The 13,666-nt window shown below is 68.3% G+C and carries 8 protein-coding genes; 4 read left to right on the forward strand and 4 right to left on the reverse strand.

Annotation, left to right across the window (positions count from 1 at the left end; all coding sequences use genetic code 11):
* Window positions 1-6 precede the first annotated feature (6 nt).
* On the reverse strand, window positions 7-1,470 hold the full coding sequence (locus ABLE38_RS12330; protein WP_348974522.1) for an aldehyde dehydrogenase: 1,464 nt from the start codon (window positions 1,468-1,470) through the stop codon (window positions 7-9).
* Window positions 1,471-1,552: 82 nt separating this feature from the next.
* On the opposite strand from ABLE38_RS12330, the gene ABLE38_RS12335 reads away from it, so the two are divergent.
* Entirely contained in the window at window positions 1,553-2,737 is a 1,185-nt protein-coding gene (locus ABLE38_RS12335; protein ID WP_348974523.1) for a CoA transferase, read from the forward strand.
* Here the strand turns inward: ABLE38_RS12335 and ABLE38_RS12340 are convergent.
* From ABLE38_RS12340 to ABLE38_RS12350, 3 genes are read right to left on the reverse strand one after another with little or no spacing between them, the layout of a single operon-like run.
* Window positions 2,724-3,977, reverse strand: coding sequence for a cytosine permease (locus ABLE38_RS12340; RefSeq protein WP_348974524.1), 1,254 nt, complete (start codon window positions 3,975-3,977; stop codon window positions 2,724-2,726). The genes ABLE38_RS12335 and ABLE38_RS12340 overlap by 14 nt on opposite strands.
* Window positions 3,974-5,077: a DUF917 domain-containing protein gene (locus ABLE38_RS12345; RefSeq protein WP_348974525.1), complete on the reverse strand. Its 1,104-nt coding sequence runs from the start codon at window positions 5,075-5,077 to the stop codon at window positions 3,974-3,976. The genes ABLE38_RS12340 and ABLE38_RS12345 overlap by 4 nt, the downstream gene beginning before the upstream one ends.
* Window positions 5,067-6,668, reverse strand: a complete 1,602-nt coding sequence (locus tag ABLE38_RS12350; protein ID WP_348974526.1) for a hydantoinase/oxoprolinase family protein — start codon at window positions 6,666-6,668, stop codon at window positions 5,067-5,069. The genes ABLE38_RS12345 and ABLE38_RS12350 overlap by 11 nt, the downstream gene beginning before the upstream one ends.
* Window positions 6,669-6,846: 178 nt before the next feature.
* Here ABLE38_RS12350 and ABLE38_RS12355 point away from each other — a divergent pair, with 178 nt between their 5' ends.
* From ABLE38_RS12355 to ABLE38_RS12365, 3 genes are all read left to right on the forward strand, one after another.
* Window positions 6,847-9,558 (forward strand): LuxR C-terminal-related transcriptional regulator, encoded by a 2,712-nt coding sequence (locus ABLE38_RS12355; RefSeq protein WP_348974527.1) that lies wholly within the window; start codon window positions 6,847-6,849, stop codon window positions 9,556-9,558.
* 175 nt (window positions 9,559-9,733) lie between these two features.
* The gene (locus ABLE38_RS12360; RefSeq protein ID WP_348974528.1) at window positions 9,734-11,875 is read left to right on the forward strand and encodes a TonB-dependent siderophore receptor; all 2,142 of its coding nucleotides are present in this window, start codon (window positions 9,734-9,736) and stop codon (window positions 11,873-11,875) included.
* Window positions 11,876-11,937: 62 nt separating this feature from the next.
* On the forward strand, window positions 11,938-13,665 hold the full coding sequence (locus tag ABLE38_RS12365; RefSeq protein WP_348974529.1) for an amidohydrolase: 1,728 nt from the start codon (window positions 11,938-11,940) through the stop codon (window positions 13,663-13,665).
* Window position 13,666: the final 1 nt, after the last annotated feature.

Here is a 13,666-nt window from a genome sequence, read left to right on the forward strand (position 1 = left end):
AGTTCCTCAATTGGCGAAGGGGTCGGCGAACTTGCCGGTGGTCGAGATGACGGTGGTCTTGGTCTCGAGATAGGAATCGAGCGCCTCGACTCCGTTCTCGCGGCCCCAGCCGCTGGTCTTCACGCCGCCATAGGGGGTGGACCAGCGGATGTAGCGATAGGTGTTGACCCAGACGATGCCCGCCTCGATCCGGTTGGCGACGCGGTGCGCGCGGCCGACATCGCCGGTCCACAGGCCCGCCGCGAGTCCATATTGCGTGCCATTGGCGATCGCGACGGCCTCTTCCTCGCCATCGAACGGGATGATCGCGGCGACGGGGCCGAAGATCTCTTCCTGCGCGATCCGCATGCTCGGCGCGACGCCGGCGAACACGGTCGGCTCGACGAAATAGCCGTCCTGGTCGAGCCGCTTGCCGCCGGTTACCAGCTCGGCGCCTTCGCCCTGGCCGATCGCGACATAGGAGAGCGTCTTGTCGAGCTGCTGCTGGTGCGCTTGCGGCCCCATGTGCGTCGCCTGGTCGAGCGGATTGCCCACCCGAACCCGGCCGGCATTGCGGCGGAAGCCCTCGATCACCTGGTCGTAGATCGGCCGCTCGACCAGGATGCGGCTGCCGAGCGCGCAGCTCTGGCCGCACAGCGCCCAGGCCGAGCCGGTCGCGGCGTTGAGCGCATTCTCGACGTCGCAATCGGCGAACAGGATATGCGGTGCCTTTCCGCCGAGCTCGAAGCTGAAGCGCTTGAGCGTGTCGGCGCCGGTCTTGAGGATCGTCTTGGCGGTCGCGCCCTCGCCGGTGAACGCGATCTTGTCGACGCCCGGATGCGAGACGAGGTGCGCGCCGGCCTCGGGGCCATCGCCCGGGACGACGTTGATCACGCCGGGCGGGAAGCCTGCTTCTTCGAACAGCTTGGCGAGCGCCAGCGACGAGGCCGGGGTCTGCTCGGCGGGCTTGAGCACGACCGTGCAGCCCGCGGCGAGCGCGGGGCCGAGCTTCCAGGCGGCGGCCATCAGCGGCACGTTCCACGGCGTGATCGTGCCGACCACGCCGACCGGCGAACGGGTAGTGAAGGCGTGGACGCTGTCGTCCATCGGGATCGTCCGCCCGCCCAGCTTGTCGGCGAGCGAGGCGAACCAGTGATAATATTGCGCGTGCATGCCGATATCGCCACGCGACTCGCGGATTGCGCGGCCATTGTCCTGCGATTCGATCCGGGCCAGCGCATCGACCTGGGTCGCGTAGAGATCGGCGAAGCGCCGCATGATCGCCGCGCGCTCCCACGGCGCCATCTTGCGCCACGGCCCCTCGAACGCAGCGCGTGCCGCCGCGACGGCGCGGTCCACATCCTGCCTGCCGCCATAGGCGACGTCGCCCCAGGGCTTGCCGGTGGCCGGATCGATGCTCGGTCGCACGCCTCCGTCGACGGGCTCGACCCATTCGCCGCCGATGAACAGACGGTCGAAACGATACTCCATTGGCGGCCTCTCCAATTTCTTATCCTGGACTAATTTGTCCCCATATGGAAATAAGAGTCAATTGATTTTGCGGAGAGATGCAGTGCTTCCCCTGCTCGAAGGCGTGCGCGTGATCGAAGTCGGCGCGGTGGTGCTCGGGCCCTATGCAGGGCAGATCCTCGCCGATCTCGGTGCCGAGGTGATCAAGGTGGAACCGCTCGAGGGTGACATCGCCCGGCATGCCCATCCGCACGGCCCGGGGGGCGGCGCGCTGTTCGTCAACAACAACCGCAACAAGCGCATGCTCGCGCTCGACCTGAAGACGCCCGAGGGTCGCACGGCGCTGGCGAGGCTGATCGAAGGCGCCGATGTGCTGTTCCACAATATGCGCCTCGACGCCGCCGATCGCCTTGGTCTCGGATATGCGCAGGTCGTCGCGATCAACCCGCGGATCGTGCACTGCGCGGCGACCGGCTTCGGGCGCGGCGGCCAGTATCGCGACCGCCCCGCCTTTGATGACATCATCCAGGCAGCGAGCGGGCTGGCCGGGCTTGCCGCCCTGCAGAACGGCACTCCGCAGTTTGCGCCGACGATCGTCGCGGACAAGGTCGCGGCGCTGCATCTGGTCTATGGTTTACTTTCGGCTCTGCTTGCGCGCGAAAGGGGGCGGAACGGACCCTTCCGCGTAGAGGTGCCGATGTTCGAGGCGATGGTCGCCTTCCTGATGAACGAGCACCTCTCCGGCGCAACTTTCGCCAATGACGGTGTTCCAGGCTATCCACGCCTGCTTTCGCCCGACCGCCGGCCCTTCCGCACCGCCGATGGCTGGATCGCGGTGCTGCCCTATACCGAGCCGCAATGGCGGCGCTTCCTCGGCGCGATCGGGCGCGGGGAGGTTTGCGAGGCGCCGTGGTTCCAGTCGCCCGCCGAGCGCCAGGCGCATATCGGGGAGCTCTACGCGATCGTCGCGGCCAGCGTGGAGGCTCGGAGCACCGCTGCCTGGATCGCGGCGCTGGAGGCGATCGACGTGCCCTGCTCGCGAGTGGCCAGCCCCCTGGAAATACTCGACGATCCGCACCTGAAGGAGATCGGCTTCTTTGACGTGCCCGAAGGCTTCCCGGTCGCGCGCGTGATCCCGCAGCCAGTGCAGTTCACCGGCGTCCCGCAAGCGCCCGACGTCCCGCCGCACGCGCTGGGGGCCGACAGCCGGAACGTGCTTCGCGAGGTCGGCTACGACGATGCGGCGATCGATGCGCTGATCGCCGCGGGGGTGGTCAGCGCTTCCTGAACACCGCGTAGATCAGCCCCGCGACGAGCGTGGCATCGAGCGCGGGCACGGTGGTGATCGTCCAGCCCTTGTAGGTGCCGAGCACCCCGACCACGACCGAGGCCAGCCAGGTCGCGATCGCGCGCCAGTCGAAGCGGGGCAGGCCGAGCAGCGATTCCGCAGCGTCAGCAGTGCGGTAGCGGGTCCAGGCGTCGATCACATAGATCGCGGCGATCGGCGGGATGATCAGTCCCAGGAACAGCACGAAGGGAATGAACGCCTCGAGAATGCCCATCAGCGCCAGGATCGTGCCGATCACGCCACCCGCGACCGTGAACAGCCAGGGGCGCACGCGCGGGAAGGTGCTGCCGAGCGACAGGCTCGAGGAATAGAGATTGAGCGCGTTGACCGTCCAGGTCGGCAGCAGCAGGAGGAACAGCACCGGCGTGCCGAAGCCGTAGGCAACGACCAGCTTCATCACGCTGGTCTCGTGCGTCGCCAGAGCGGGGATCGCGGCGGCGGTCATCATCAACGGCGTGGCGATCGGGAAGGACAGCGCCATGCTGGCGATCGCCCCGCGCGGAGTGCGGGTGTAACGCGACAGGTCAGGCATCGTCGCAACCGCCAGCATATAGGCGCCGATCAGCGCCGAGACGGCGATGCCCAGGGTCATCGGTTCGGGCGGGTTGGGATCGGGCGCGGTGACAAGGCCGTGGGTGCGCAAGGTGACCGCGACCACGGCGAGCAGGATCGCGGCTAGGAGCGGTACCGCGACCAGCGCGAGCCGGTCGAGCGCGCGGAAGCCGATTACCGTCGAGCCCATCATCAGGATGCTTCCCAGGACCACGAAGGCGGCGAAGTTGCTCGGCAGGCCGTTCGCTTGCGCCGCCTCGACCATCGCTTCGCCGAAGAAGGAGGCGTTCACCCCGAACCAGCAGAAATGGATCAGCGCGATCACCGTGTTGATCAGCGCGGCGCCGCCGGTGCCGAACGAGCGGCGGACGAGGAGGTAGGTCGAAAGCCGGGTGCGCACGCTGACGATCGCCGTCATCGATCCGCCGATGCACAAGATCAGCCCCGCGATCACCGCGGCGGTCACCGCGCCCGAAAAGCCGAGCGCCAGCGCGTTGTGCGATCCGTTGAGGAAATCCGGCAGGCCGATCGAGAAGCTGGCGACGATCAGCCCGACCCGCCAGCCGGGGACGGTGACTCCCTGGGGCACCGGCGAGTGGGCATAGGCGTCGTCGGCGTCGTTGCTCATCCGCGGTTCCAGCCGTTGAGGTCCTCGATCGGACGATAGGGTTCGGTAAAGCCGAAAGCGGCCGGCCCGACAAAGGTCAATGCCCGCTCGGCGCGCAGCATCGCGGGCGCGGCGGCGCCGACCACCTTGACGCGCTGGCCGAACTTCAGCCGCTCGGTGGTGATGCTGTCGGCGGTCTCGCGGTCCATCACGGTGATCAGGTCGGGCACCATCGCGCGAACCGCCCCATCGACACGGGCGATCAGGTTCTCGTTCTGGAACTCCAGGTCCATTCGCCCTTCGCCGCCGAATCCTTCGATCACCACGCGGCCGACCGAAAAGCCGCCTCGCGTCTCGCGCTCGACATCGACGACCTTGCCGTCGAAGATCGTGCCGGCAAAGGGGTAGAGCCCGCTGGCCCGCAGTGCCGCATGCAGCGCCTCAAACGGATCCTCGCTCGCAGCCCGCGCGATGCGCACTGCCGCCCCGATCGCGATCGCCGCCGAGACGCTGCCACCAATCGCGTGGCGTTTCGCCGCCGCGCCGCTCAGCGGATATTCCACCATATGGGCATTGCCGCCGAACTCGATCGACAGCGCGCGCGCCTGGCGCTCATGTTCGAGATTGTCGTCGGTCTCGATCAGCCGCAATTCGCCGTTCGCAGAGGTGACTACCGATGGGCAGGCCGGGAGCCCGTCGATGCTGAACACGGTCATCTGCGATTCCGGGAACGCGCGCCCCATGCCGTCGGCATCGACCACCGGGATGCCGAGCTCGGCTGCGGCGAGCAGCGGCGCCAAGCCGTTGCCGCCGCCGATCTCGATCGCCATCACGGCGTCGATCGGGCGGCCGTTGATCCGCTCCAGCTCGCGCAGGCCCAGTAGCGCTTCCTGGCCGTTGGGCAGCTTCTCCGCGGAGACGGTCGGTGCGCCGATCCAGCCGCACGGCGCGATCAGCGCATCATCGGCTAGTGAATCGAGCGGGATCAGCTCGAAGGCGCCGCGCCGCGCGATCTCGGCCTCGCCGAGCAGCTGCGAATAATAGGGATCGCCGCCCCCGCCCGAGCCGAGAAAGGCGGCGCCGGTGGCGAGATCGAGCAGCGCCTGGCGATCAATGCGCATGGGCGGCCAGGGCAGGCGTGCCGGCGAGGTCTGCAACGGCGCGGACGCGAACCTGCGCGGCCCGGCCGGGCAGATAGCTCAGATACACTTCATCCATCTCCACGATTTCGACGCTGTCGGGAATGCCGCCCGCTGCGATCGCCTGGTCGCGCGCCTCGGCCCGCAGCCGGTCGAGCGCCGCCTCGCGCGGTTCGCGTTCGTACGATACGACCTGCTCGACCATCGCGCCGACCTGGGCGATGGCCGCGCCCACGGCATTGGCGACCGCGGCGTGCGGCGGGCGTACCACCCGGGCAGCGCCGCGCAGCGTATCCGGCACCAGGAAATTGCCGCCGCCGACTGCAAGCAGCACCACGTCGCCGCGGCTGGTCTTCATCCGGTCGACCGCTTCCTCGAGCATCGCCTGCATCCGCGCCCACAGCGCATCGCGGACGCTTCGGGAGAGCGCGGGCAGCTTGGTCGGATCTCCGAAGCGGGCGCGCCCGGCGGCGACGGCGACATCGCTCGCCGTGAGCGTGGTGCCGCCGAACAGGCGCGCCTGCTCGGTGATGCGGAAGCCGACCGAGTCCGGGCCGACGCGCAGCTCGTCCTCGCCGATCACCTCGGCGCCGTAGCGCGCGGGGTCGAGATGGATGCGGGTGCCACCGCCCAGCCCGAGCGCCAGGATGTCGGGCATGCGGAAGTTGATCCGCACCCCGCCGATATCGACGGCGACCGAGGATTCGCGCGGAAAACCGTTGGCGAGCACGCCAAGATCGGTGGTGGTGCCGCCGACGTCGAGAACGATCGCGTCGCGCACGCCGGTGAGGAAGGCGGCGCCGCGCATCGAGTTGGTCGGCCCCGATCCGATCGTCAGCACCGGATAGGCGCGCGCGCGATCGGCGGAGATCAGGGTGCCGTCATTCTGCGACAGATAGAGCGGCGCGTCGACGCCGATTTCTGCCAGCGCCCGCTCGAACGACGTGACGACGTGCGCCGCGAGGCTGCCCAGCGCTGCATTCAGGATCGCGGCATTCTCGCGCTCGATGAAGCCGATCCGGCCGAGCGTGTGCGAGACGGTGATGCGCGCGTCCGGATGTTCCTCGAGCACGAGGGCGGCGGCGCGCTCCTCCATCGAGGGGTTCACCGGCGCGAACACGCTGCTGATCGCGATCGAATCGATCCCGGCGTCGCGCAGTTCGCGTGCCGCCTCGCGGATCGCCGACTTGTCGAGCGGGGCGATCTCGCGCCCGTCGAACTCGAAGCCGCCGGGTAGGAGATAGGTGCGCGCGTCGATCTGCCCGGCCAGCGCCTCAGGCCAGCCCGTCATCGGCGGCAGCGCCTCGCCCGAGGGGCTGGCGAGCCGCAGGATGCCGACGCGGTCGAGCCGGCTGCGCTCGACCAGGGCGTTGGTGAAGTGTGTGGTGCCGATCATGACCGAGGCGATTTCCTCGGGCGCGATCCGCGCATCGGCGAGCACTGCGCGGATCGCCGCGGCGACGCCGGAGCCCACATCGGCCGTCGTCGGCTGCTTGGTCCAGGCGACCACTTCAGCCCCGTTCATCAACACGGCGTCGGTATTCGTTCCCCCGACATCGACCCCAATTCGCACGCTAACCCAATCCTTTGGCCCGCCCCTATGGTCGCATGAGCTAGGGGCCGGGAGCTTCGCGGCGCAATGCGCGAAACGGGTGCCGGGGCCCGGCGAACGGGTAATCTGGGCGTCCGAACGGGTAAGCCGCTCCCGTTTCCGCCATCTTCTTGTACCGTCTTCGGTCTAGCGACTCAGCATGGACGGAGTAGCCGCGATCGACGAACTGATCCCGACCAAGGTCGCGCCGCCGCTGTGGATGGGCAACCAGATCCGCCGCGACGCGCTGCTCGATCGGCTGGACGGCGCGCTCGGGCGGCGGCTCACGCTGATCCATGCGCCGGCCGGATATGGCAAGACCAGCCTGCTCGCCCAGTGGCGCCGCCGCTTCGCCGAGGCGGACCTGCTCGTCGCCTGGCTCACGCTCGAGCGCGACGACGCCGACGCCAAGCGCCTCGCCCAATATATCTCCTATGCGATCAGCGGCGAAGGCGAGGAGGAGGGCGAGCCCGTTTCCGCCGGCATGCCCGCCCGCGCCGCGCTCTCTGCGATCATCAACCGCCTGGCTCGCGATCCGCGCCAGGCGGTGCTGATCCTCGACGATCTCCACTGCGCCGAGAGCCCGGAAGTGCTCGATTTCCTCCAGTCGCTGATCCGGCTCGCACCGCGCAACTGCCACTTCATCATCGCCTCGCGCGATTATCCGCGGCTTGGCCAGGCGATGCTCGCCGCCGAGGGCCAGCTGCTCGAGCTCTCCGCCGAGGACCTGAAATTCTCCAGCCCCGAGGCAGAGGAGATGCTCGCCCGCGCCGACGGGCTGCCGCTCGGCGCGGACGATGTCCGCAGCCTGATCGAGCGCACCGAAGGCTGGCCGATCGCGCTCCAGCTCACCCTGTTCTCGCTGCGGCGCGGCGTCGATCGGCGCAGCTTTGTCGGCGGGGCAGGGGGATCGGGCCCCGAACTGGCGGGCTATCTCTCCGAGCAGGTGCTGATGTCGCTGCCGGAGGACGTCCAGGAAGTGGTGCTGCGCACCGCGTTGCTCGGCCGGGTGACGGGCGAGGCGCTCAACCTGATCTGCGAGCGGCAGGATGGCGGGCTGCTGCTCGAGCGGCTGGAGCAGCAGGGCGTGCTGCTCACCCCGCTCTCGCCCGAGCGCGATGCCTATCGCTACCACCAGCTCTTCGCCGAATATCTGCGCGAACGGCTCGCCCGGCGCGACATTGGCCAGTATCGCGCGCTGCACCAGCGGCTGGCGCTATGGTTCGATGCGCGCGGGGATACCGCCGAGGCGATCAGCCACGCGATCGAGGCGGAAGACAGCGCGCTGCTCTCGGGCGTGCTCGAAGATGCGGGCGGCTGGCGGCTGATCCCGCAAGGCCAGCTCGGGCTGGTCGAGCGCGGCCTTGCCAAGCTCAGCGCGGCGGAGATCGACGCGAGCCCCGCGCTGGTGCTCGCCAAGCTCTATCTCGACATCAAATGCGGGCGGATGGATGCGGCTCGGCTTGGTTATGACCGGCTCGTGGCGCGCTCGGAGGAGGAAGAGACTTCGGCGGATTTATGGACCGAAATCCGCGTTGTCGGCGACATTCTGGGCGAATATGAGAACGAACCGCTCACACTCGAGGACCTGCTCGCCCGCGAAGCGCTGCTGCGCACGCTGCCGGCGGACGACCACCTCGTGCTCGCCAATGTCAGCGAGTCGCTCGGCGCCAAATATTACGAGGGCGGCTGGCTCGAGCGCGCGATGGAGCCGACGCTGGCGGCCCGCGGCCACTACCAGGCGATGGGATCGCTCTACAGCGAGCTGTTCACCCGCTTCCACGAAGCGCGCATCCGCGAAGGGCAGGGGCGCCTCAAGGACGCAGTGACCGTGCTCGCCCTGGCGCATGCGGAGATCGACACGCATTTCGGGCCGCGCTCCGACCTCGCCGCCAATTGCGCCGCGTTCGAGGCGGAGCTGCTCTACGAGCAGGACCGCACGGCAGAGGCGAACGCGCTGCTCGAATGGGCCTTGCCGCACATGGAACAGTCGGACGGCTGGGTCGACGTCTACGCCGTCGCCTATTTCACCGCGGCGCACGCGCTGATGGACGAAGGCGCGATCGACGCGGCGCGGGCGCTGCTCGCGCGGGCACGCAACGTCGCCCAGCGCCGCCGCCTGCGCCAGCTCGAACTGCTCGCCGAGCTGTGCGAGCTCGAGCTGCTGCTGCGCGACGAAGCCGCGCTGGGCGAGGCGCGCGCCTTTGCCGGCGCGATCGGGCTCGACGCGCTGGCCGACGCGATGGCCGAGGAATCGCCGCTGTACCGCCCGGTGGCGGTCGCCGCGGCGCTGTGCCGGGTCCGGCTGGCGCTGTTCTCCGGCGCGCACCACACCGCGCTCGACGAGCTGAGCGCGATGGCCCGCTGGGCGCGCCAGCACGGCGCGGGCCGGCTGCTGATCGATCTCAACCTGCTGAAGGCGCACGGCTATCGCGCGATCGGCGAGCCGGGCAAGGCGCAGGCCTGTTTCGACGAGGCGGTGGGCACGGCGATGTTCCAGGGGATCGTCCGCCCGTTCCTGAGCGGCCGCGCCTTCGTCCAGGCCTCGCTCGAGGACGCGCTGGCCGGATCGCCGGACCGGTTCCGCGCCCAGTTCCTCAAGAACCTGTCGCGGGCGCTCGGCAGCTTCCGGGCGCCGGCGGCGCCGCCCGATGCGCTCAACGATGCCGAGGCCGCGATCCTGCGCCACTTGAGCCAGGGGTATTCGAACAAGGAGATCGCCCGGCTGATCGGCATGTCGCCCGACACGGTGAAATACCGGCTGAAGGCGGTGTTCCGGAAGATCGGCGTCAACAAGCGGCGCGACGCGGTGCGCGTGTCGCACGAGCGCGGTCTGATCGAAGCCGGCGACGCCCGCTCGGTCGCCTTCTGAGGGGAGATATCCCCGAAATGGGTAAAAGCCTTACCCGTCTTGCACTCGCATTTACCCTGAAAAGCGCGTGACGGTTTCGCGACACTGCCTGTTCAATGCCCTTGCTGAAAAACAGCCGGCAGTCGTCAAGGGAGGCGACATCCAGGGCCGGCGCAATAGCAAAGGGTGGGCGGCCATGACACACGAATCTTCGGGCGAATTCTCAGGGAAATTGGTAAAGCAGGCGCGGCTGGCGCTGCTCTCGGCCTGCGCGGTGATCGGCTGGTCGGGCGCCGCGATGGCGCAGGACAGCGACGCGCCGGCGCCGGCGAAATCGGACGAGACGATCGTCGTCACCGGCACGCGGGCAATCGCCGGCACCAAGACGGATACGCCGCTGACCGAGATCCCGCAGTCGATCAGCGTGATCACGTCGGAAGAATTCCAGGACCGCGCGGCGACCAATTTCCAGGACGTGGTGCGCTACAGCGCCGGCGTCGCCACCGAGCTGAACGGCGTCGACGCACGCGGCGACTTCCTCTCGGCGCGCGGCTTCGACGTGAACCAGTATCTCGACGGCCTCAACCGCATGCCGAGCTTCGTCTATGGCGCGCGGCTGGACATCTACACGGTCGAGCGCGCCGAGCTGATGCGCGGCCCGTCCTCGACGCTGTACGGCGGCGGCGGCGCGGGCGGCATCCTCAACGCGGTCAGCAAGCGCCCGCAGGAACAGTTCGCCGGCGAAGTGGGCGTCACGCTCGGCACCGATGCGCGCAAGGAATTCCGCTTCGACGTGACCGGCGGGCTGACCGACGGGGTCTCGGCGCGCCTGGTCGGCCTGGCGCGCGACGGGCATCTCCAGCAGCCCTCGCAGGATGACGACCGCATCCTCATCATGCCCGCGGTCACCTTCAAGCCGAGCTCGAGCACCGAGATCACGCTGATCGGCCTCTACCAGAAGGACCGGCTGGGCACGCAGACCTATCTGCCGACGTCCAAGACCGTCGATGCGGCCAATGCCAATGTGGCGATCCCGTTCGACTTCTACCTGGGCGAGCCGGACTTCAACCACAGCCGCAGCGACTATTATTCGGGCACCGCGCTGCTGACCCAGCATTTCGGCGACAACATCACCTTCAGCAGCCGCAACCGCTATTTCCACCAGAAGATCGACTATCAGGAAGTCTATGCGGACTATTTCTACGTCGATGCCGGCGTGGCCTATGCCGATGGCCGCGGGCCGCGGATGCCGTCGCGCTACTGGTATTTCAACCGCGCGAACTACGACAATTTCAACACCGACAACAACCTGACCTTCAAGTTCGACACCGGCCCGTTCGAGCACCAGATCCTGCTCGGCGCGGACTATACCAACTTCAAGGAAGACAAGAGCGAGGGCTTCGGCGCCGCGCCGACGATCAACCTCTATGCGCCGGTCTATGGCCAGGCCTTCGCCACCGCGCCCTGGGGCCCGAACAAGGTGACCAAGAACACCCAGCTCGGCTTCTACGCGCAGGACCAGATCCGCGGCTGGGACCGCGTCTCGCTGGTGTTCGGCCTGCGCCACGACAAGGTCACCTCGACCGTCGACGGCGTCGACCAGCCCGACAACACCGCCTGGACCTTCCGCGGCGGCATCATCGTCGACGTGACCAAGGGCGTGTCGCCCTATTTCAACTATTCGGAATCGTTCCTGCCGGTGTTCGGCACCAGCTTCGCCGGGGTGCCCTTCGTGCCGCGCAAGGGGCGGCAATATGAGGCGGGCATCAAGTTCGCGCCGACCCGCAACGCGCTGATCACCGTCGCCGGGTTCGACGTGAAGGAGCAGAACTACCTGATCTCCGATCCCGCCAACATCCAGAACTTCCTGCAGAACAGCACGGTGGGCTCGCAGGGCGTCGAGGTCGAGGCGACGTGGCGGCTGCCGCGCAAGTTCGAGCTGACCGCGTCGTACAGCTATACCAAGGCGAAGTTCCTCGAGAATCCGGTGCCCTCGATCGTCGGCGACCGGGTGAGCAACATGCCCGAGCACCAGGCATCGATCTGGGGCGCGAAGAACTTCGAGCTGGGCAGCGACGTCGACGGCAAGGTCGGCCTGGGCGTGCGCTACCAGGGCGACAAGATCGACACCTCGCAGACCTATTTCATCGATCCGGTGACGCTGGTCGATGCGATGGCCGAGCTGAACTACAAGGGCTGGAACCTGTCGATCAACGCCAGCAACCTGTTCAACCAGCGGGTCTACACCAACTGCAACTACAGCGCGGCGGCGAGCGAGGGCTATTGCTACCTCGGCAAGGACCGTACCGTCCTCGCCTCGGCGCGCTTCCGCTTCTGATCCCTCCGGGGCCGGAGCAGTTTCCTCCGGCCCCCAGTTCCATGCTTTCACAGGATATGCCCATGCCCGCCTTCCGGTCCCTCCGCCTCGCGACCGCCGGGTTGCTGCTCGCCGCCACCGCCAACAGCGCGCCGCCGCTGCCGCCGCTGCCGGCGCCGCAAGCGGCCGACCTGATCCTCACCAACGGCCGGGTCTACACGGTCGAGCAGGGCAAGCCCTGGGCCGAGGCCGTGGCGATCAAGGATGGGCGCATCCTCGCCGTCGGCACCGCCGCCGAAATCGCCCGCCGCAAGGGCGCAAAGACGCAGGTGGTCGACCTGCACGGCCGGCTGCTGATGCCCGCCTTCGGCGATGCGCATGCCCATCCGATCTTCGGCGGCATGAGCCATGCCCGCTGCGCGCTCCACGCCGGCAAGACGCTGGACGACTATCGCCGGATCATCGCCGACTGCGTCGCGAAGGCGCCGGGCACCGGGACGATCTTCGGCTCGGGCTTCAACCAGACGCTGTTCCCGCCCAACGGCATTCCCAACAAGCAGCTGCTCGACGAGATTTCGAAGGATCGCCCGCTGATCTTCGAGGCCGACGGGCACACGCTCTGGGTGAACTCCAAGGCGCTCGAGCTCGCCGGGATCACCAAGGACACGCCCGATCCCAAGAACGGGACGATCGACCGCGATCCGAAGACCGGCGAGCCGGTCGGCGGGCTCGAGGAATCGGCGATGGCGCTGGTCGACAAGCTGGTGCCGCCGCCGAGCGACGCCGACCTGCAGGGCGCGATCAGCTATACCGTCAAGTTCTTCAACTCGATGGGCATCACCTCGTGGCACGACGCCGCGGTCGAGTGGGACAAGGGCGGCACCAGCCGCGCGATCGAGGCCTACAAGGCGGTCAAGGCGCGCGGCGCGCTGACCATGCACACCGCGATGGACCTGCGCTGGAACAACGAGCGCGGGATGGAGCAGATGGCCGACATCCTGAAGCTCTCGGCACGGGCGAAGGAGATCGGGCTCACTGCGAACGGCGTGAAATTCTTCATCGACGGCGTGATCCCGCAGCGGACCGCGGCGATGCTCGCGCCCTATGAGGGGACCAGCGAGAAGGGCGCCACCCAGATCCCGCTCGCCACGCTCGCCCAGGCGGTGACCGCGCTCGACGGCCGCGGCATGCAGTCGCATTTCCACACGATCGGCGATGCCGCGGTGCGCGAGGCGCTCGATGCGGTCGCGGCGGCGCGGGGCAAGGATGGCATGAGCGACACGCGGCCGATGATGTCGCACATGAACGTGATCGACCCTGCCGACCAGCCGCGCTTCGCCGCGCTCGGCGTCACGGCGATCTTCCAGCCGCTCTGGGCCTGCAACGAGGCCTATATGGGCCTCACCAAGGTGCAGATCGGGCCGGTGCGCTCGACCTATATCTATCCCGCGGGCAGCGTGCTGCGCGCCGGCGGCCGCCTGGCCTATGGCGCCGACTGGTCGGTCGCCTCGGCCAATCCGTTCGAGGGCATCGAAGTCGCGCTCACCCGCGTCGCGCCGGAGGGCAAGCTGCCGCCGCTCGAGCCCAATGAGGCGGTGACGCTGGAACAGGCGCTGCGCGCCTACACGCTCAACGTCGCCTATGTGAACCATCTCGACACGGAGACCGGATCGATCGCGCCGGGCAAGAGCGCCGACCTGATCGTGCTCGACCAGGACCTGTTCAAGATCCCGGTTCGCCAGATCCACGCGACCAAGGTGCTGGTCACGCTGTTCCGCGGCAAGCCGGTCTATGGCAGGCTGGGCGGCTGAG

Origin of the sequence: Sphingomonas sp. KR3-1 (genome assembly GCF_040049295.1) — a bacterium.
Classification (GTDB): Bacteria; Pseudomonadota; Alphaproteobacteria; order Sphingomonadales; family Sphingomonadaceae; genus Sphingomonas.